At 41.2% G+C, this 20,422-nt stretch carries 24 protein-coding genes and 2 pseudogenes; all 26 read right to left on the minus strand.

Going from position 1 to position 20,422, the window contains the following annotated elements; translation table 11 throughout:
• Positions 1 to 49: 49 nt before the first annotated feature.
• Complete coding sequence (gene mobQ, locus HW273_RS02090) at positions 50 to 1,510, minus strand: MobQ family relaxase (protein WP_179010220.1); 1,461 nt, start codon at positions 1,508 to 1,510, stop codon at positions 50 to 52.
• 237 nt (positions 1,511 to 1,747) lie between these two features.
• Positions 1,748 to 2,068, minus strand: a complete 321-nt coding sequence (locus HW273_RS02095; RefSeq protein WP_036379254.1) for a DUF3847 domain-containing protein — start codon at positions 2,066 to 2,068, stop codon at positions 1,748 to 1,750.
• Positions 2,069 to 2,199: 131 nt separating this feature from the next.
• On the minus strand, positions 2,200 to 2,952 hold the full coding sequence (locus tag HW273_RS02100; protein ID WP_023353701.1) for an alpha/beta fold hydrolase: 753 nt from the start codon (positions 2,950 to 2,952) through the stop codon (positions 2,200 to 2,202).
• 67 nt (positions 2,953 to 3,019) lie between these two features.
• A complete protein-coding gene (locus HW273_RS02105) occupies positions 3,020 to 4,228 on the minus strand; it encodes a DUF4368 domain-containing protein (RefSeq protein ID WP_442950857.1) in 1,209 nt (402 codons plus the stop codon).
• Positions 4,226 to 4,984: pseudogene (locus HW273_RS11825) on the minus strand (recombinase family protein); the annotation flags it as partial. The pseudogene HW273_RS11825 and the gene HW273_RS02105, both read right to left, overlap by 3 nt.
• Before the next feature lie 117 nt (positions 4,985 to 5,101).
• A complete protein-coding gene (locus HW273_RS02115; RefSeq protein WP_026624080.1) occupies positions 5,102 to 5,980 on the minus strand; it encodes an SPL family radical SAM protein in 879 nt (292 codons plus the stop codon).
• Between the two features lie 18 nt (positions 5,981 to 5,998).
• Entirely contained in the window at positions 5,999 to 6,541 is a 543-nt protein-coding gene (locus tag HW273_RS02120; RefSeq protein ID WP_026624081.1) for a ClbS/DfsB family four-helix bundle protein, read from the minus strand.
• Between the two features lie 6 nt (positions 6,542 to 6,547).
• Positions 6,548 to 6,811: a zinc ribbon domain-containing protein gene (locus tag HW273_RS02125; RefSeq protein WP_026624082.1), complete on the minus strand. Its 264-nt coding sequence runs from the start codon at positions 6,809 to 6,811 to the stop codon at positions 6,548 to 6,550.
• A 61-nt stretch (positions 6,812 to 6,872) separates the two neighbouring features.
• A complete protein-coding gene (locus HW273_RS02130) occupies positions 6,873 to 7,772 on the minus strand; it encodes a helix-turn-helix transcriptional regulator (protein ID WP_179010222.1) in 900 nt (299 codons plus the stop codon).
• A 204-nt stretch (positions 7,773 to 7,976) separates the two neighbouring features.
• Positions 7,977 to 9,437: a MobQ family relaxase gene (gene mobQ / locus HW273_RS02135; protein WP_179010223.1), complete on the minus strand. Its 1,461-nt coding sequence runs from the start codon at positions 9,435 to 9,437 to the stop codon at positions 7,977 to 7,979.
• A 240-nt stretch (positions 9,438 to 9,677) separates the two neighbouring features.
• Positions 9,678 to 9,998: a DUF3847 domain-containing protein gene (locus HW273_RS02140; RefSeq protein WP_179010224.1), complete on the minus strand. Its 321-nt coding sequence runs from the start codon at positions 9,996 to 9,998 to the stop codon at positions 9,678 to 9,680.
• A gap of 123 nt (positions 9,999 to 10,121) precedes the next feature.
• Positions 10,122 to 10,607: a GNAT family N-acetyltransferase gene (locus HW273_RS02145; RefSeq protein WP_005541782.1), complete on the minus strand. Its 486-nt coding sequence runs from the start codon at positions 10,605 to 10,607 to the stop codon at positions 10,122 to 10,124.
• A gap of 167 nt (positions 10,608 to 10,774) precedes the next feature.
• Positions 10,775 to 10,957: a transposon-encoded TnpW family protein gene (locus HW273_RS02150; protein ID WP_243206718.1), complete on the minus strand. Its 183-nt coding sequence runs from the start codon at positions 10,955 to 10,957 to the stop codon at positions 10,775 to 10,777.
• An 81-nt stretch (positions 10,958 to 11,038) separates the two neighbouring features.
• Positions 11,039 to 12,877: a recombinase family protein gene (locus tag HW273_RS02155; protein ID WP_179010225.1), complete on the minus strand. Its 1,839-nt coding sequence runs from the start codon at positions 12,875 to 12,877 to the stop codon at positions 11,039 to 11,041.
• A 60-nt stretch (positions 12,878 to 12,937) separates the two neighbouring features.
• A pseudogene (locus HW273_RS02160) lies at positions 12,938 to 13,237 on the minus strand (VirD4-like conjugal transfer protein, CD1115 family); the annotation flags it as partial.
• Positions 13,234 to 13,701: a PcfB family protein gene (locus tag HW273_RS02165; RefSeq protein WP_334298217.1), complete on the minus strand. Its 468-nt coding sequence runs from the start codon at positions 13,699 to 13,701 to the stop codon at positions 13,234 to 13,236. The gene HW273_RS02165 and the pseudogene HW273_RS02160, both read right to left, overlap by 4 nt.
• Positions 13,595 to 13,843 (minus strand): hypothetical protein, encoded by a 249-nt coding sequence (locus HW273_RS11460; RefSeq protein WP_243206862.1) that lies wholly within the window; start codon positions 13,841 to 13,843, stop codon positions 13,595 to 13,597. The genes HW273_RS02165 and HW273_RS11460 overlap by 107 nt, the downstream gene beginning before the upstream one ends.
• On the minus strand, positions 13,843 to 15,237 hold the full coding sequence (locus HW273_RS11465; RefSeq protein ID WP_243206719.1) for a DUF5688 family protein: 1,395 nt from the start codon (positions 15,235 to 15,237) through the stop codon (positions 13,843 to 13,845). Before HW273_RS11465 ends, HW273_RS11460 begins: the two co-directional genes overlap by 1 nt.
• On the minus strand, positions 15,224 to 15,502 hold the full coding sequence (locus tag HW273_RS02175; protein ID WP_179010228.1) for a hypothetical protein: 279 nt from the start codon (positions 15,500 to 15,502) through the stop codon (positions 15,224 to 15,226). Before HW273_RS02175 ends, HW273_RS11465 begins: the two co-directional genes overlap by 14 nt.
• Positions 15,503 to 15,593: 91 nt before the next feature.
• Complete coding sequence (locus HW273_RS02180) at positions 15,594 to 16,466, minus strand: ParB/RepB/Spo0J family partition protein (RefSeq protein ID WP_243206720.1); 873 nt, start codon at positions 16,464 to 16,466, stop codon at positions 15,594 to 15,596.
• Between the two features lie 16 nt (positions 16,467 to 16,482).
• The gene (locus HW273_RS02185) at positions 16,483 to 17,370 is read right to left on the minus strand and encodes a DUF6017 domain-containing protein (protein WP_330603887.1); all 888 of its coding nucleotides are present in this window, start codon (positions 17,368 to 17,370) and stop codon (positions 16,483 to 16,485) included.
• Positions 17,371 to 17,601 (minus strand): hypothetical protein, encoded by a 231-nt coding sequence (locus tag HW273_RS02190; protein WP_179010230.1) that lies wholly within the window; start codon positions 17,599 to 17,601, stop codon positions 17,371 to 17,373.
• Entirely contained in the window at positions 17,594 to 17,851 is a 258-nt protein-coding gene (locus tag HW273_RS02195) for a hypothetical protein (RefSeq protein ID WP_179010231.1), read from the minus strand. Before HW273_RS02195 ends, HW273_RS02190 begins: the two co-directional genes overlap by 8 nt.
• Positions 17,852 to 18,328: 477 nt before the next feature.
• Positions 18,329 to 18,721: a 30S ribosomal protein S9 gene (gene rpsI, locus HW273_RS02200; RefSeq protein WP_179010232.1), complete on the minus strand. Its 393-nt coding sequence runs from the start codon at positions 18,719 to 18,721 to the stop codon at positions 18,329 to 18,331.
• A 14-nt stretch (positions 18,722 to 18,735) separates the two neighbouring features.
• Positions 18,736 to 19,164: a 50S ribosomal protein L13 gene (rplM, locus tag HW273_RS02205; protein WP_179010233.1), complete on the minus strand. Its 429-nt coding sequence runs from the start codon at positions 19,162 to 19,164 to the stop codon at positions 18,736 to 18,738.
• Positions 19,165 to 19,365: 201 nt separating this feature from the next.
• Positions 19,366 to 20,277, minus strand: a complete 912-nt coding sequence (locus tag HW273_RS02210) for a DMT family transporter (protein WP_179010234.1) — start codon at positions 20,275 to 20,277, stop codon at positions 19,366 to 19,368.
• Positions 20,278 to 20,422 lie beyond the last annotated feature (145 nt).

Genomic DNA, 20,422 nt, shown 5'->3' on the forward strand with positions numbered 1-20,422 from the left:
CTCCAAAATCAAATACTTGTCTAATATTATACCATTTTTTCGCTTGATTTTATAGGTCTAACTCGTTCCGTTTTACCTGTGTTAGTTGCTTTGAATGTTCCTGTAACTGTTCAATACAAGTCTTAACTTTTTCAGCCTGTTCTACTTCCTCTCGTATCTCTAATATTTGATTGTATAGGCTATTTTTCTCTTTCTTCATATTGGCAACTTCCGATTTCCATTTGGATATATTTAAGGTCTTGCTTTCTCCTAAATGTTCTTTCAGATATTTCTTGGCACTTTCAAACAAAATAATCTCTGCGGTATGCTCATTGTAGAAAGTATCTTGTTTGTTTTTCTTTAGCTTGGTATAAGCTGTATAGGTATCTTTATGCTTCAAATATTTTTCGGCGTGGTCGATAAGTTGTACTTTATTGTCAATCCGCTTTTCGGTATCTTTAATAGCTCTTGTGGTCTTGTAGTTCTTATCTCTTAAAGTAACTATGTTTTCTTTCAGTTCAGATACGGAAATGATATTTTTCTCTTTTAAGAATTGATAGCTTTCGATGTATTGTTCTAAATCTGTATTATGGTTATCTGCATTTTTACGGATAAGATTTTCAAAAACGGATAGCAAATTTTCTTTGAATGGGAGGGTAGATTTGAGATTATCAGTTTCTGCCTTTTCTTCTTTTCCTATTCCTCTTATCCAATTTAGTAAGGCTTTTATTCTTCTTGCAATCTCTTTTAATATCTTATTCTGATGTTTGATTTCTCGGTTGATATTTCCCCTGTCGGTAGTTATGCCTTTCTTTTCCATTTGGGTGGCTGATACGCCTAAATGAATGGTCGGTATTTGTTCTATGCCCTGTCTTTCATAGGAACGGTGATCCACTTTTTCCTGTATGCTATTTTCTTCAAGATATTTATTTGTAATATCTGCCCATGCTTTTCGCCAATGCTCTGCTTTGTCTTGTTCGTTCCAGTCCACTGTATTGATTTTTCTTGTTTTGTAGTTGCCATTTTTAAGTTTTACTTTCTCTCCGTTTTCATCAAGTATATATTCCTTTTTTGATTTTGCTCCCCATGTTGTATCTTCGTTTAGCGGTCGCATAGTTAATAGAATATGTGCATGTGGGTTTCCGTCATTTTTATCATGTAGGGCAATGTCGGCACACATACCAACTTTCACAAAATTTTCTTTTACATACTCTCTTACAAGCTCAATCTGTTTTTCCCTGTCTAATTCTTTGGGTAAGGCAACTTCAATTTCTCTTGCAAGCTGTGAGTTTTTACTCTTTTCGATTTTCTCTACGCTATTCCATAATGTTCCTCTGCCTGAAAATTCCTGTGGTGCATTTTGAGGCAATAGGATTTCTGTATGGGCTATTCCGCCTTTTCTTGTAAAGTCGTGGACTATGCCGTCATATTCGTTTTTTATCTTTTCGCCACTTCGATAAGCGGAAGCTGCTACTGCACTTTTGCCTTTACCTCTTGAGATAATCTTTATGCAAAGATGATATATCGCCATAAGAAAAAACCTCCTCTCTTTTTGATGTGGGCAAGGTGGCGATGATAAAGACTTACTAAAAAAATCGGATTGTTTTTATCCGATTTCTTTTGGTAAGTACACAAGGGGTAGGAAATTTATTTCCGTAGGGGAGTGTAGCTCCCCTGTATCAGCTTTAGCTGATATGCTCTCTGCAAGAGCCTTCGGAGAACGCACACACCCTTTAGGGTGTATAAGTGCGCCCTTGTAAACAAGGGACTATTCCTCTGTTTCCATTCTTTCCTCTCGATTTTCTGTATTTTGATTTTTACTTTCTTCTCTGCTGTCTATGATTTTCTTGATTTTTTGATTGACTATTTCTTTGAGATTTGGATATGTGATTAGCTGATAAAATTCATCTTTGGTGAAGTCCTTGCTTTCAGTAAAGATACTTTCAAAGACTGCTCCTTTTTCATAAAGCCGTCTATCTCTCTTTTTTCGTTCCTTCTGTTTCTGCTGACTGATAAGTTTTTTCCTTTTGTTTTGTAACTGCTTGATTTCTTCTTCTGTCATTAAAATTTTTTCGTCTATGTTTTTCATCTTCTGTTTTCCTTTCTTTATGTTTTGAGCAAAGAAAAAACAGTAAACCGATTTGATTTACTGTTTCGTAAGCTGCTATACTATTGTTTCTATTTAATTATTTCATTTCGACAAACTGGAATTTGTCTGTCTCAAAACAATTCGTTTATCATTGTCACAAATAAATCCGGTTTCAATAAAACAAGACCTGCATGCCCCAGTTTAGGCAAAACCTTGAATTCTGTTTGCGGAAAATGCTGATTCATGTAGGCGATATCAAGTTTTCGCTCCTTTTCTTCGCCATCGGCATACCAGTAATGCATTTGCGTATCGACCTTCGGAATGGGCTGTGGAATCTTATAGTTGTTGCATGAGTCAAAAGTTCTCCATAACGTTTTTCTACTGGAGCACTTCAAAACATCTGCAACATATTGAAGATCTTCCTTCGAATATTCATCGGTAGCAAAAGCCTTCTCAAGCAAGCGCACTCCACCTGTCCTGCCCAGCATCATCATGAGATAGTCTCTCAAGGCGATAAAGCGTGTGACAAGCCATGGTAGCTGATATGGTGTAATGCCTCCGTCCATAATGCAGTGTCTGATTGGAATAAGTTGTCCAAGCGTTACCATTAAAGCAACGGAGCCGCCCATCGAGCACCCATATACTGCATACAATTCGGCAATCTCTTCAGCCTGAAGCCACTCATTCAATTCGGCAGCGATCTTCTCAATGCTTGTAAAGTCACTTTCATCCTCAGAATCATATCCGGGAAGAGCCGGAATAATCAGATGATATTTGTTTTTGAGAAGCGGAATTAAATGTTCAAAATAATCCCATCTTACAACAGAAGGATGTATCAGCAGAATTGCTTGTTCATTACCTTTTCCAAATTCATGTATATTCATTAGTCTAATCCATCCTGTGTACAAATTCTAATTTACTTCACTCAATATTTGTAACATTATACCACTTTTAAGCCATTTTTTCTATATCTACTTTCTGTGGCACTTGACAGTTACCTATAAAGTTAAAGTACACATCAACTTGTTGTTTTCTATATTTGCCTTGTCTTCCTCCTGTCGCTTCGTAGACTACAACTTTTTCTATATACTCATTTATCATTGGTACTGTAAGTTTTTCAATATCTGTATATTTTTCTATCATCTTTAAGAATTTATCGGTATCAACTTTTCTCTGATGATAGCTTTCTATTTCTTGTTCAAAATACTGTATTTGCTTTTCTAAGTCTTGTTGCTCCATATCATAGGTATTAAATAATCTGTCAAAATGTTTTACAGGAATTTTACCAAGTGCGTGGTCTTCATACAGCTTTGTAATGAGTGTTGTTAGCTCTGCATTTCTTGATGACAGTTTTTCTAACTTTTCTTTATCCTCTTGATACTTTTCTTCTCTTTTTTCGTCGGATAACTTGTTCATCACTTTTAGAAACTCTTGCTTTTCTTCTTTTGCAAAGTCTGTGATTTCTTTGATTGATTTTAGGAGAATTTCATTTACTGTTTTTACTTTGATGTAGTGCATACTGCAAGAGCTTTTTCTGTGTCTGTAATGTTGACATACAAAACAATAATCGCAATCGTACTTCTTTTCTTTATGTTCTGCCGGCTCTCTATAGCTTAGCTTTCCTCCACAGTCGGAACAGATTAAAAGCCCTGTGAATGGGTGTGAGGTTGTACCATACTTTGGACTTCTTCTCACTGTTTTTCTTAACCTTTGGGCGTTATTCCATGTTTCTTCGTCAATGATGGCTTCGTGGGTATTTTTGAAGATAATGAGTTCATTTTCTTTTGCCTTTCTTCTTTTTTTGGTTTTATAGTCTAAACTAATTGTCTTTCCTAATACAGTATGCCCCATATATTCTCTTTTTTCTAAGATATAACCTACTGTGGTCGGTGTCCAAAAATATGGGTCTTCTATTCCTCTTTTCTTTGAGCTATGGTTATTTTCGGGATAATGGGTTTCTGCATAGGCTGATGGGATAAGGACTTTGTCTTTGGTTAGTATATCTGCTATCTGTGTTACTCCATATCCCTCTATTACAAGCCTGTAAATGCGTTTTACGACCTTTGCACTCTCTTTATCGACAAGTAGCTCCTGTTTGTTCTTTGGGTTTCTGTAATAGCCGTATGGTACGCTTGGAGATACTCTTTTCCCCTCTTCCATTCTTGCCCTGAAGATAGATTGTATTTTTCTTGATGTATCTCTTGCATACCATTCGTTCATGATATTTAGAAATGGGGTAAAGTCGCTTTCTGCTTGTTTTTCACTGTCTATTCCGTTATTGATGGCGATAAACCTTACTCCCTTTTCTTTGAAAAGTATTTCGGTGTAAAAACCTACTTTGAGGTAGTCTCTGCCAAACCTACTCATATCTTTTACTATCACAGTAGATACTTTGTTTTCTTCTACTGCTTTTATCATTTTTTGAAATCCCTCTCTATCAAAGGTTGTTCCGCTTACTCCATCATCGGTATAGTGATAGATATTTACAAAGCCGTTTCTTTTGGCATAGCTTTCAAGTAGTTGCTTTTGATTGGTGATGGAATTGCTTTCTCCTTGCATTTCATCATCTCGACTTAAACGCTCATAAAGGGCTGTTTGTCCTGTTCTTTTCGTATTTGACATGAGAATTACCTCCTTTCCAAGTTTTTGTTATTTTCTCTGTCCCTAAAAGGTTAATCCTTTCGGATCCGTCACTACATAGGAACTGTGCATCTGAAGGAGGTTCGGCTTCAGCCAAAATCGGGTCTTGCCGGAGCCGGATCCGCCGACAATCAGGACGTTCTTGTTCCTCGCTGTTGCCGGATTCTTTGGACGGTTGCTCATGGTCAGTCGTTCTGTTGCCGTCAGGATCACGTTGTTCTCAAACTTGGGATCCATGAAGGGCTCGATATCAGCGTGAGTACCCCAGTAAGCGTTTTGTCAAGTACCTTTTTTGATTTATTGACGCTTTTCTTTTTAATTTTAAGCAAAGAAAAAGACGATAGATTTTTATTTTTCTATCGCCTCATAATCATAGATATTTAATTCCGTTAGTCAAACTTCATCAAAAAAACTAAGCTGCTTTGAGATGTCCTTTCCCTCAAATAGTCCCAAATAGTTAAATATTGCTTCATTATCATGAACGATACCGTTCCGCTCACAGAATTCGTGAAATACACCCATTAGTTTTTTATTGTTTACGCTGTTTGCTACATAATTGTTTCCGTATTCTCTGATGTATCGTTCTTTCAGCTTTGGAAACTTTTTATCTAACTGCGAATAAAAATACTCTCTATTTCCCTCTCTGAGTGTAACTCCCATACCAAAGCATATTATTCCAAACACTTTTGCTTCCTTGCAATAATTTAAAATACCAATAATGTTTCCCTCCGTATCGTTGATAAATGGCAGTATCGGAGTTAACCAAACTACTGTTGGTATTCCCTCATCACGCAATATTTTTAATGCTTCAACCCTTTCTTTTGTTGTTGAAACATTTGGCTCTATCTTTTTACAAAGTTCTTCATCATAAGTTGTTAGTGTCATTTGAATTACGCATTTTGCTTTTGAATTTATTTCTTTCAACAAGTCTAAATCCCTTAAAACATTAGCTGACTTTGTTATAAGAGTTACACCGAAGCCAAATTTATTTATTATCTCAAGTGCCTGTCTTGTATAATTTAGTCCAAGTTCCTCTTTAATGTATGGATCAGTCATAGAGCCTAAACCAATCATACATTTTTTTCGCTTTCGTTTTAGGCTCTCTTCCAAAAGACTGATTCCATTTTCCTTTACTTCTACATCTTCAAATTTATGGTTCATTTGATAACATTTACTTCTTGAGTCGCAATAAATGCAGCCATGAGTACAGCCTCTGAACAAATTCATTCCATTCTTTGAAGATAGTATTCCTTTTACTTTTGTAAAATGCACTTTACTATCCTATTCCGGCTATTTTGATTTACAATTTTTCTGATGAGCTTTTAACTTTTTCATAGCCCAATCATAATGACTTGATGTTGTACTTACAAAATAGGAACCAAGCGTACTACCTACTGTCCACTTATAGACACCTTTAGAAAACAATTCTTCACTTGTAAATTTTTCAGCTAATGCTAATACATCACTATGGGATTTATGAAACATATCCGTAGCGTCTTCAAGAGAAGTATTTTGATGTTTCTTCCAAAATTCTACATTCATATCTCCATAAGTTTTCCAGTTATATGGTTCAGGCAAAAACATTTTTTCTTCTCCCTTTTGATTGGAATGTACCCAATTCAAAATAAGCTGATGCCATTCATAGAGATGGATTAAAACATCTCTTAAGTTTTTATCTCTTTTCCAATGAGCTTCTTTTTTCTTTTCATCTTTTGAAAAATCAAACGGTGTGTTTAACTCTTCCTCTGTCATCTTTGAAATAAGTAAATTTAACTTTTCATAGTTTTCCTTAGCAGCAGTCATCAAATCACTTTTTGTCGTTGGTCTTGGCATAACATTTTACTCCTTCCATCTTTTTAGAGTGGGGAAAAACTCCATCATCATTTTTCTTGCACTATCTTCATTCATATCTTTATTAGCTTCGACTACATGAGGAACACATATCTCAATCATTTCCTCCATTGTTCCTTTAAAAGTAAATTCGCCTTTCTCAAAGCAGTACTTACAATAATCTTCATTTACACTCTCATCTGAATTTGTACCATAAAGCTCTGTTCCCTCTCCCATAGGCATAGCACAACACTGACAATACTTCATATCCATTGTTTATTCCTCCTTATCTTTATTTAAGATAATTATACCTCAATATACTTGACACCATTTGTCAAGTTATATATTTTTCTGCCATTTTATTTATCATTTCTTTAATCTGCATTCGTATCTCTTTTGGCTCTAATACTTCTGCTCCATCTCCGAAAGAAAAAATATAATTGTATAAGTTGTAATCATTTGGAACTTCTATTTCAGTATATAAATTTCCGTCACTATCTTCTATAATTTCTCCGTTTAACTCATCATATACCCTGAAGGCAACTTTACGATCAAACTTGACTTTTATATGCACTGTATTCTCGTATGGCATTTCTTTTTTGAGTATTGTATCTTCAAAGCTGTCATTAAATTTTTCAGTATGGATGTCTAAATTCTTTATCCGGGACAATTTGAAATATCTAAAATCATTTCTAAGTAAACAGAAAGCATATAGATACCAATCCTGACTCTTGAAAAGTAATCTCACAGGCTTAACTCTCCTGCTTGTTTCTTTTTCATTACTGCTAAAATATGTGAATGAAACAATGTTCTTACTTAAAATTGCGGACTTAATATCATTAAATGTTTTTTCATACATCTTATTGTTTTGCCAATTATTAAAATCAACTTCTATCCAACTGGTATTTTTCATTTTAAAGAGTGCGGACAGTTTTGTTAAAAGCTCATTCTCATGCTGTATTGCGGTATTATCCAATCCTTGAAGGGCTGACATAATCTGTTGTTTCTCGTTTTCAGACAGTAGTGATTTACTAAGCACAAAATCTTCAGCAATTTCTATTCCACCACCCTTTCCTTGCAACGCATAGATGGGAATACCTGCACTGCTGATAGAGTCAATATCTCGATATATTGTCCTGACTGACACCTCAAATTTATCTGCAAGTTCACTTGCCGTAACTTTTCCCTTTTCTAAAATATAATATAGTATCCTAAATAGCCTATTATCTTTCATCGTTTTAACATCTCCTATAATTATTATACCACAATAACTTGACATATGTTGTCATATTATTAAATATTTTTCCAAATCATGGTAGTACTACTTATCTCTCTTATTCACTGTTATAAAAATAGTCAAAGTTCATTCTTCCGTCTCGCTAAAATTAAATTTATTTCACCCAATATTATTATTGTTAGATTTATATTTTACTAAGTTTTACAACCCTAACTCTTGCTTCTTTACCTGTGTTAATCCTCTCTTTTCTTGCAGTAATTTATCTATACAGCTTCTAACACTTTCAGCTTGTTCAACCTTTTTTCGTATATCTATCATTTGAGAATATAGAGTATCTTTTTCTTTCCTCAAAGTACCTATTTCTGATTTCCATTTGGATATATTTAGGGTCTTGTTTTCTCCTAAATGCTCTTTCAGATATTTTTTGGCACTTTCAAATAAAATAATCTCTGCTGTATGTTCATTGTAGAAAGTATCTTGTTTGTTTTTCTTTAGCTTGGTATAGGCTGTATAGGTATCTTTATGCTTCAAATATTTTTCGGCATGGTCGATAAGTTGTACTCTATCATCTATTTTCTTTTCGGTATCTTTTATAGCTCTTGTGGTCTTATAGTTCTTATCTCTTAAAATAACTATACTTTCTTTCAGTTCAGATACGGAAGTGATATTTTTCTCTTTTAAGAATTGATAGCTTTCGATGTATTGTTCTAAATCTGTATTATGGTTATCTGCATTTTTACGGATAAGATTTTCAAAAACGGATAGCAAATTTTCTTTGGGTGGGAGAGTGGATTTGAGATTATCAGTTTCTGCTTTTTCTTCTTTTCCTATTCCTCTTATCCAATTCAGCAAAGCTTTTATTCTTCTTGCAATTTCTTTTAGTATCTTGTTTTGATGTTTGATTTCTCGGTTGATATTTCCTCTATCAGTGGCTATGCCTTTCTTTTCCATTTGACTTGCTGATACTCCTAAATGAATGGTCGGTATTTGCTCTATATCCTGTCTTTGATAGGAACGATGGTCTACTTTGTCTTGTATGCTGTTTTCTTCCAAATATTTATTTGTAATATCTGCCCATGCTTTTCGCCACTCTTCTGCTTTTTCTTGCTCATTCCAATCTACTGTATCTATTTTTCTTGTTTTGTAATTTCCATTTTTAAGTTTTATTTTCTCGCCATTTTTATCAAAGATATATTCCTTTTTTGATTTTGCTCCCCATGTTTTATCTTCATTTAACGGTCGCATGGTAAGTAGGATATGTGCGTGTGGGTTTCCGTCATTTTTATCGTGTATAGCAATGTCTGCACACATACCGACATCTACAAAATTTTCTTTCACATAGTTCCTTACAAGTTCAATCTGTTTTTCCCTGTCTAATTCTTTAGGCAATGCAATTTCTATTTCTCTTGCAAGCTGTGAGTTTTTACTTTTTTCTATTTTCTCGACACTGTTCCATAAGACAGAACGGTTTGCAAATTCCTGTGGTGCATTTTGTGGTAATAGAATTTCAGTATGGGCTATTCCACCTTTTCTTGTAAAGTCGTGGACTATGCCGTCATATTCATTTTTTATCTTTTCGCCACTTCGATAGGCGGAAGCTGCAACTGCACTCTTGCCTTTGCCTCTTGAGATAATTTTGATACTGAGATGATATATCGCCATAAGGGAACACCTCCTTTCGTTTCTCTGATACTTTGGTGTGGCGATGAATAAGACTTCCTAAAAAAATCGGATAGCTTTTTATCCGATTTCTTTTGGGAAGTACACAAGGGGTAGGAAATTTATTTCCGTAGGGGAGTGTAGCTCCCCTGTATCAGCGTTAGCTGATATGCTCTCTGCAAGAGCCTTCGGAGAACGCACACACCCTTTAGGGTGTATAAGTGCGCCCTTGTAAACAAGGGACTATTCCTCTGTGTCTGTTTCTTCCTCTTGGTTTTCTGTATTTTGATTTTCGCTTTGTTCTCGCTTCTCAATAATTTTTAGGATTTTTTGATTGACTGCTTCTTTGATGTTTGGGAATGTGATTAGCTGATAGAATTCATCTTTGGTAAAATCCTTGCTTTCGATAAATATACTTTCAAAGACTCCTCCTTTTTCATAAAGCCGTCTATCCCTCTTTTTTCTCTCTTCCTGTTTCTGCTGACTGATGAGCTTTTTTCTTTTATTTTGTAACTGCTTGATTTCTTCTTCTGCCATTAAAATTTTTTCATCTATATTTTTCATTTTTCCTGTCCTTTCTTTCTAATTTTGAGCAATAAAAAACAGTAAACCGATTTGATTTACTGTTTTGTGAACTGCTATGTTACAGCTTGTATTTAGTTGTTTAAGTTAGATAAAAACTGGGATTTACTGATTTTCAATCATCAATTCTTTGCATTTCCATTCTTCTCCCAAAATATAATATGTTTCTGTCTTATCAAAAATTACATCATCAAAACCAACTGCCTTGTAACAGAAATATGCAGATTCATTGTTTTCAAAAACACTTAATGAAACCTTTTTTGTACCATAAATTTCAAATGCAAACTTTAAGCCTAACTGAAGCATTTTCTTGCCATATCCTTTGCCACGCTTTGAAGGGGCAATAATTACAAAACCAAACCTCAACTCATCAAAGCTTTTTGAAGGTCTTCTCATTGTAAAAAAACCTACTATCTTATCATCTTCAATAGCTGTAAAAGCCATTAGATTATTAACAAACCCAAACTTCTCTTTTGTTATCGGATATTTGCCCAAAACACCTGCTGACCATTTATAAAAATCTATTTCATCTTTAATCCAAGAAAGAATTATATCTGCATCGTTTATATTATAAGGCTTTAATCTCAACATTATTATTTACCTTCACAATTTCAAATTTTTTCTATAAATCATCTGAAAATATTATACCATTTTCAATGGCTTTTTTCCACTGTCAGATTTCCTACTTGCCCTCAGGAATTCATCAAGACATACAGAAAAATAATAGAAAAGATAGATACAAAAATTATCTTTTTCCTTTATTCTTTCCGTTCCGCTTGCACTATCTTTAACAGCTTATCTTGAAAGGTATCCTTGCTCTCTTTATCAAAATATATCTCGCTTACAAAGGTCTTTCCTCTAATCTTTTTTATTAAAATGCCATCAGGTTTTCGGGACATGACTCGTTCACCTTTAGTCTGTGCTTCTTGTTTTTCTGTCATTCAATTCCTCCTTTTTACTTGCACAAAAAAAGATTTCCTGTAATCTAGGAAACCTCTTTTCATTTTGATTGATATTTAATTTTAGGTTACCGCTTGTAGCTTCTTTCTTGCCCTGTATTCTCGTGCTTTTATCCGTTCATACTCTCTGAATTTTTCAATATTTTTAGATCGGTATTCTTTGGAATATGCCCTGTGATATGCTCTTGTTTTTTCTTTCTTGGCTTCTTCGATTTCTTCCCTCATCTGTATCATTTCTTGTTCTGTCGGCTCTATCTCTTTTGTAAGTTCATTTTCAAATTTTCCGATATAATTGAAATAGACTTCAATACGCTGAACGGCATATTTTGCTCTTTTGACATCTCGTTCATGTACTACAATTTTACTGATAAATTCATTGATGGCGGTGGGGGTAAGTTCTTCAAAATCTGAGTAGCTTTCTGCCAGTTTGATAAAGTTCTTTGCTCTTTGGTTGGCGTTTTCAAATTCGGATAAGCGTTCCTCTATTTGCTCCTGTTCTGCTTTTAAGCTGTAATATTCTTCTGCATATTTCCCCGATAATTGCTCATAACGCTTCGGCTCAATATTTCCCAGTGCATTATCCTCATACAGCTTATTCATAACTCTTTCTATCTGTTCCATTCTGTCTGTGATTTGTGGTATACGTTTTTTCTGTTTTTTGATTTCTTCCGTCTGTTCTTTGGCAAGACTGCTTTTTACCAGTGCTTCAAATTCTTCTTTATTTGCCAATGAATACTGTGCTATCTTTCGCAAAACCTCTGTGAGATTTTCCATCACATCATCGACATCAATACGGTGGGGAGAATGGCATTTCGGGTGTTTGGATTTTCCTTTGGCATATTCGCTGCAATAGGTTACATGTTGCACTTTTCCGCTTTTGTGTATGGTACGGATGTGCATTTTTGTACCGCAATCTTTACAGTACATCAGTCCGGATAAAGCGTGGATTTCTCCATCTCCGTTTGGTCTTTTTACAGGTGCGTTTTTTAATATCCGTTGTACATTTTCATAAGTAGCTCGATCTATGATTGGCTCATGCACATTTTTGATTACCTGCCACTTATCTTTATCTACATAGTGGTTTCGTTTGTCTTTGTAATGCTTTTCGGTCTTGAAGTTGACTACATCGCCACAATACTCCTGCCTTTTCAGTATGTGTGTTAGGGTTGCTTTGTTCCAGTTATAACGGTTTTCTTCATTCAGCTTTCTGTTTTTCGCCGTTCCTCTGTCTTGCTGTTTCATATAAAAGGTTGGGGTTAGTATTTCTTTCTCTTTCAAGTAAACGGCTATCTGATTTCTGTTTTTTCCATCCATAAACAGTCTAAAAATGAGTTTTACGACTTCGGCAGCTTCTTTATCGACTATCCAAAAATCTTTGTTATCAGGGTCTTTTATATAGCCGTAGGGGGCTTCTGTTGCAACTGGCTTTCCGCTTGCTCCTTTGGTCTTAATGCCTGTTGTTACTTTCTTGCTGATGTCTCTTGCATACCACTCTGACATGATATTGATAAATGGGGCAAATTCCAATGTATTTTGGTCTTTACTGTCGATACCGTTATTGATGGCAATAAACCGTACATTATTTCTTCTAAATATTTCCATAGCGTTTCCTACTTGAAGATAATCTCGTCCCCACCTTGTCATATCTTTCATAATGACAATGCCGATTTTTCCGCTTTCTACATCACTTATCATCTGTGTATAGGCGGAACGGTCAAAGAACCTGCCGCTTTCATCATCATCAATATAGTGGCGAATGTTCATCAATTTGTTCTGTCTTGCATATCTCTCTAAAAATGCCTTTTGATTTACAATACTGTTGCTTTCGCCACCGTCCCTGTCCTCATCACCAACTGAAAGGCGGGAGTATAGCGCAGTGATTTTGGTTGCATATTCTATCATGGCGTTATCCTCCTTTTTCCATGTCTATATATCACTCCTGTTCAGTTAATATTATGCAACCCATCGGGCGGAACCGTATTCCTGGTTGTGCTTGAAGTGCTTGGCATTCTTATGACGGATATAGACAGCAAGGTACAGAGCACCACCGCAGATGACACCGACCAGAAGATCTGCTGGATGGAAACTCGGGAGAGGATTTCCGAAAGCCGTTCCCAGAGTGCTGAAGAACGACAGCAGCTTCTTACTGGCATCAGCGCCTTCGGCCAGCCGCCAGGCCTCGCCCAGATTGGTACAGACGAGGCCCACCAGCACATACGGCAGAGCTTTGATGATGATCTTTTTCAGCTTCTTCGTATTCATCGTGTCTGCTCCCTTTGTCTGTCACGGTTGATGACTCTTCCAGGCAGAGCCAGGATAGCTGCCTTGATCTTACGGAGCTGTTCAAGGACACTCGGACGTTCCTCCTTCCTCAGAACTCTCTGAGAATACTCATTGAAAGCGGCGGTCATCGCATCCGCATCCTTTGCTTTGAAGAATACCAGATAGTGAGGCGGTTCCACGGAGGAGTCCTTCCGAATCGCATAGTCGAGACCGTACTTCCTGGCTACTTTTTCAAAGCCCCGGAGGTCCGTTTTGGCAATGTCGATATTGGTGACGCCCTGACCCTGGCCGATCAGTTCTTTGACCGTCTGCTTGCCATGCGTGGGGATCTCTGCCTCATGCTCCTTCTTTACTTTCACATTCTTCCTGTGATTCAGGTAGGCCTTGACTGCCGAGACAATGGTACGTGCGCTCAGCTTCGATGTGCTGATCGCCAGATTCACTGTCCTGCTTTCGACTTCCTCCTGCATCCGTCATCACCTCCTCTTTTCCTTCTTCCCGGCTGCTTGCCACCATCAGGGCCATGGTCAGCATGCCGAACATGGCCCCTCCGAAGAAGCACAGCATCGGGATGATCCATCTCATCACAGGGCTTCCTCCTTCACTTTCTTGTGCGGCTTCAGCTCGGGGACATCTAGCTTCTTTTCCTGCTGTTTCTCGACCTTCTCGTCCGGGAGGGGGACAGCCATGATCCCACGGCCCATCCGGACAAAGACTTCCGGGGAATGGAACTTCTCTTCAAAGGCCTTCATCTGATCCGGAGAAAGGGAACCGAAGTCCTCGTCTGTCAGGCCGACCACCAGGAAAGAGCCTGCTACCACATCGTAGATCTCGCCGTTATCATCACGGAGGGCTCTGTTCAGAGTCAGACCATCGAGTTTTCCTTCCTCATTCATGACCAGTCCGACCGGCTCATCAAACGGATACACCACCTCGATATAGCCGCCGACAGCAGCCTGAAGATCCTCCAGCTCTGTTCCGATCTCCACAGGACGAGGATGCTGATTAGGTTCAACCAGAAGTACGGTCATGGTGTCCCTCGTGGGTTCTGCGCCATAGAGTTCCGGAGATTCTGCCACTCGGCTTTCAAAGGTGACAGCCTTCTCAAAGATGTGATCATCACTGTCATAGTGGTAAACACTGTCGGAGAGGAAATCCGCTTCGCTGACTTCAGTGGCGTTCACACCCCGGACCATACTTTCCAGCTGGTCCCTTTCAAAGGATCCGTCATCGCGGATAAAGAGGACCTCATGGACAGAGGAAGGCAGGACGAAGTAGTCACCGCCAAGCCTGTCCGCAGCCTCCTGAAGGAAATCCGGGAGCTGGGTCACGGAAGCACCGTTCATGCCGCCTTCAACCGTCGCCACCCACATGGGCGATTCCGGCATATCGAACATGCCGCCGGACATCTCAGCCATCATCTCAGACATATTCTTAAGGACCGGAGGATGGTTGGCCAGCTGGGCGGCAACCGCGTCTGCATGGAGCTGTTCCGAAGTGACGCCGTACTGATCCAGCAGCTGGTTCGTAACCAGGGTCGTAGCGGAGCTGTCTTCGGGATGAGGAAGCTCCACTCGGTACACGACCGCGATGTCCTCAACGGTCTTATGCGGGATATTCTCCAGCATCTCCTTGTTGGGCTCCACAGGGACAACCTGCATTACGAGATGACTCTTCGCGCTTTCGTAGTCCGTGATGCTGTTGACCTCAAAGACCGGGATGGCGGCAGACACCTGCCTTGCATCAGAGGCGATCTTATCGAGGATGGCGCTCTCCTGGGACGGATCCGCCTGGTAACGCTCAAAAGCAGGGCCGATGTTGAACGTGGCGGCTGCAACTGCGCCTTCCGGCTGTACGGAGATACCGACATAGGATTCACCCTGCAGCTTGTTTACCTGCTGGATCTTCACCTGCGTATCAGGAAGCTCCTCCTGAACACGGGTTCTGGTAGCTTCCAGGAATTCATCAAAGTTCATCATCGCAGTTCACCTCCACAACACAGCACGGGAAGCAGGAATCAGCTTCGATGTCTTTGTCTCTCAACAGAAAAGAGACCTGTACAAGCAGATCGGCAGCATCTTCGATAAGATTTGCCGCCTCCATAAGCATATCGGCAGCCAGATCCATATCATCGTCCTCAGCCTCTGCTGTCTCACGGGCTTTCTGCTCGTCCTGCTCCTTCATAAGCTTTGCAACGGCCTCCGCCATAGCCTTCAGTCTTTTCTTGGAATCTTCGTTCATCATTTGTTCGTTTCTCCTTTTAATGTTTTTTGATAAATAAAAAGCGCCTCTGATTCTCATCAAAGACGCTGCCTTGGGGGTACGTATTCAGTTGTCATCGTGCCTTGTCCCGCTGACGTTTCTTCTGCCACTGATCCAGCAGTTTTAGAATCACATCGCTCATCTGCCTGGGCGTATAGGACTTGGGAAAATACTTTCGGAGCTGTTCGCTCTTGAAAGCGACCCGTTCCAGATCACCCTTTTTGATTTCACCGAGGATCTCGCACATGTCATCCAGCCTGCATTCTCCTTCCTGGCTGAGCTTTTTTAGACGCATCGCCTGGGAGAGGGAAGGGGCCGCCTGCGTGAAATCCATAGCTTCGATCAGGTTTCTCTGTTCCTCCGGCCTCAGGTACGAAAGCTCCACCGCAGGATTGAAGGAGATCTTTTTCTGATCGAGCATTTCCAGAAGCTCCGGGATCAGGTTGGTAAGACGGATAAAGCGCTTTACTGTATCTTTGCTTACGCCGTCTTTCTCACCAATAATGGCTGTGGTCAACTTCGGTGCAACTTGCACTGAAGTTCCTTCTTTCTGCAAATCCGTTCGTTCTCCCTGATGCTTCATGGCATCCGCCTTCATCTTATAGGCGAACGCACGCTCAGACGGGAGAATGTTCTCTCTTTGCAGGTTACTGTCCACAACAAGGATCCTGGCCATGTCATCATCCATATCCCGGACAATGACCGGCACCTCCGTCAGGCCGACAGCCGCAGCAGCATGAGCTCTCCGATGGCCTGAAATAATCTCATATTTACCGTCTTCGGCAGGCCGTGCGATCAGCGGCGTCAGAACGCCAAACATCGAAATGCTCTCCGTGGTCCTGAGCATGGATTCATCCTCAACCACCTTGAAAGGATGGTCCTTAAATGGGACCAATTCACTGATCGGGATCTTCTGAACCCGGTCCATCTGTTTTTCATCATCCATCGGTAATGTCACCTCCTTAAGCATGGATGCCTGGGAAATCGTGATTGACCCTGGCCCGATAGTAGGAGTCAATCGTTACCGGGGCATTGAACAGCGTTGTCAGCAGATATTGCTTCATATCCCGGACATAGGTGGTATTCTCCTTCAAACAGTCCAGAACAAACTGAATGTGCATGGAATTCAGCTTCATCAGCCTGCTCTTTACCACCTCTAAGGGTTTATCGTCTCCGGCGATTCGAACAGACTTCCTTTTTGATGAACAGGTCTCAACCAGGAGATCCAGTATACCCTCCAGGGTTTCTCTCTCTGTCGGGTAGTTTTGAATCAGGATAGGGATCTCAAGTTCTGTCATAAAATAATCCTCGTATCGCTCGTAATCATCGATTCCCTTCGCTTCGCTTCCCGGAAGGAAAGAAAGATCAGTATGATTCTTATAAGTCTTTTTTGAATCATTATTAATTGAGTTTGATTCCGAGACTTCCGGAGGTTTTGTTTTCGGACTTCCAGAAGTTTTATTTTCAAACTTCAAGAAGTGTCTTTCCCCAGAGTTATCCACAGTCCGGTAGAAGCTTTTCACATAGATCAGGTTGGGCTTTCCGAGTCCCTGCCGCTTTCTTTCAATCAGACCGGCCTTCTGCTCAAGCTCATCCAGAAGCTGCACTGCCTTGTTCTTGCCGCAATTCATCTCTTCCATGATCTCTGCGATCGGATAGATGATATAAACGCGGTCCTGCTTATCCTTCCAGCCACTCCGAAGTGAAATGCCGACCCGATCCAGAAGAAGGCTGTACAGCAGTTTTGCTTCTGAAGAAATCCTCTGGTAGGTCTCATGCTGCAGAAGGATCTTTGGAACTCTGATAAATGAGTACTGTTCAGCCTCCATGTCATAAATATAGTCAAGCACTCATATCACCACCTCCCGGCATGGGAACTTATCCTTCGGAAGCGGCTTCTGCCGGAACACCTCATTGTCGGTCTTCCCATAAGGACATGTGGCAAACAGGCATCTGCGGTACTTGAAGTCCGGATGGAAATAGCAGCAGTTCCTGCATCTGGGAGCCGTCTTGTTCCGGTCCACTGTCACCTTGTGCTTCATGAGGTTTCTGTAGAAGTTCAATCCTCCATTCTCACGCATTGACTGGCACCTCCATCTTCGTCTTAAAGACCTCGTTCATGCATTTCTTCATGCAGAAGCTGACGCAGGGGCCATAGCAGCAGCCATTACAGGGCGATTTCTTTTTCGGAGACTCGGCCAGGTAGTAACAGTTCTCCTTCTTGAGAGAGCACCCTGCCTTTCGGTTCTTCCAGAAGAAACAGCCTCTGCAGCTTGTAGGACGGTCAGCGTAGTAACGCACGCCGTCAATCACGATCGTTTCTTTTTCCATCGAATAATCCTCCTTTTTCATGATGGTTCTGCAGAGCCTGCAGAAATGAAAAAAGCCCGGCTACCGTTTCGTACAGCAACCGGGCTATGTATGGAGGCTTTTCTTCTGGGAAGACAAAGACGCCCGGCAGGAAGAGCTTTCTGCTGAGCGCCATAAACACGGATAAAACCGGATTAGAAATGTCGGGTTCCGTCAGAATCCGTCAAACGTTCCTGTTCCGTAATATGAGGTCATTTGGGTAGCTTGAGACAAATTATCTGCGAGACGTGATCTGGGTCTAAAATGAGCACAAGGACACTTCTTGCTCTCGCTCATTTTCATTTTTTTGTCTCATTCATTAACTATTGTCTCAGTATTAACTACTAAATTCCCGGCAAAATCCATGATTCGCCATCAAAAGCCATCAAAGATTCACGGGCATGAAAAGACCCCGGAAATGGCGTATTTCCGAGGTTTTTCGACTCTTGTTGGGTCTGATTAACGCTTCGAGAACTGAGGCGCTCTGCGCGCGGCCTTCAAGCCGTACTTCTTTCTCTCCTTCATTCTCGGATCTCTGGTCAGGAAGCCTGCCTTCTTCAGAAGCGGTCTGTACTCCTGATCCATCTCGCAGAGAGCGCGGGCGATGCCGTGACGGATCGCGCCGGCCTGTCCGGTATATCCGCCGCCGCCTACATTGACGAGGATGTCCAGCTTGCCCTCGGTCTGGGTAGCTACGAGCGGCTGCTTCACGATGGTCTTCAGGGTCTCGAGTCCGAAGTACTCATCCATGCTTCTCTTGTTGATGGTGACCTTGCCAGTGCCCGGCATGATGTAGACTCTAGCTACGGAGCTCTTTCTTCTTCCGGTGCCGTAATTTCTATTTGTAGCCATTTAGATATCCCTCCTTAGAATGTAAGCGCAGCCGGCTGCTGTGCCTGATGCTTGTGCTCCGGTCCAGCGTATACGAAAAGCTTCTTATACATCTGTCTTCCGAGCGGTCCCTTTGGAAGCATACCCTTAACTGCGAGCTCGATTACCTGCTCCGGCTTGTTTGCCTTCATGTCGCGAAGCGTGGTCTCCTTCATGGAGCCGACATACTTCGAATGCGTGCGGTAAAGCTTCTGCTCCAGCTTCTTACCGGTAGTGTGAATCTTCTCTGCGTTTACAACGATGACATAATCCCCGCAATCAAGGAACGGAGTGAATGTCGGCTTGCGCTTACCGCGAAGAACGGCAGCGATCTCTGATGCAAGGCGTCCCAGCGTCTTGCCTTCTGCGTCTACTACATACCATTTTCTGTCGATAGTAGAAGCCTTTGCTACGTATGAATTCATAACAACCTCCTGTGTGCAGGCTACTTACTCTGGTCCAGTCCAGGACTGATTTCAGTATTTAATGTAGCCCGGGCCTATGCCCTGCTTAATGTTCCGATGCAGAAAATCTGCAAAGCCTATTCATTCTAGCGGAAAAGTTCCTCTCTGTCAATTCCATTCTTTGGGAAGTGTCCGTGAATTTTCGCGAATTTCCGTTGAAATTCAGACCTGCTTTCGCATTTTCTCTTTCCGCATTCCATATCCCCACTTTGCGACGGCAGTTCCGATGATGAGCAGGTAGCCGATCAGACTGCAGCGGTCGGGGCGTTCGCCGAGGAAAAGGAGACCGAGGAGGGAGGCGAAGAGTACCTGGGTGTAATCGAAGACGGAGATTTCCCTTGCCGGTGCACAGGTATAGGCGGCGGTGACAGCGAGCTGGGCGGCTGCGGCGGCACAGCCGCCCAGCAGCAGGCAAAGAAGCTGGGCTGCCGTCATTGGTGCAAAATGCAGGAGCGTCATCGGAATGCTGGAGAGGGCGGAGAAGAGCGAGAAGGCAAATACGATGATCGGACCGTAAACACCGTGCGTTCCGAGCTTTCGGATGAAGGTGTAGGCAGTGCCGGCGAAGAAGCCTCCGAGCAGTGCAAGCAGAGCGGGAAGGCTCGCGATTCCGGAGCCCGGCTTCACAACGAAGGCAGCGCCGAGAAGTGCGACAAGCAGTGTCAGGAGGTCGATCCGGCTCGGCTTTTCTCCCAGCAGGAAAACAGACATCAGGGTGGAGAAGAAGGGAGCCATTTTATTCAGCATATTGGCGTCCCCGATGTACATTTTCCCGATGGCATAGAAGTTCAGGAAGAGCCCGGCTGTGCCGAAGAGGCAGCGCAGGAAGAGAGCGGAGAGGCTGCTTCTCGGAAGCTCCCGGAGATTATGACCGGAGCGTCGGAGCAGATAGAGGGAGACGAAGATTGCGACGAAGTTACGGAAAAATGCTTTTTCCCAGAAGGGCAGATCTCCGGAAAGCTTTACGAAGAAGGACATCAGGGAAAAGAAGAAGGCGGCGCAGAGGATATACAGGATGCCCCGAAGCCGCCGACTGTGCGGGCCGGGTTCGGGGAGCTGCTTCAGATCAGGCATAGTAGGTTCCTTTCTATATAATAATATAAACAATATAAATAAAAATCATATAAAACATATAAACAAGGCAGGACGGGAGCTGCAGGGATGCCCGTATCGCCGACAGCTCTAGCATAGCGGAAAACAGCGGCGGCGGAAAGCCCTC

The sequence above is a fragment of the Oribacterium sp. oral taxon 102 genome, assembly GCF_013394775.1.
In the GTDB taxonomy this organism is placed as follows: Bacteria; Bacillota; Clostridia; order Lachnospirales; family Lachnospiraceae; genus Oribacterium.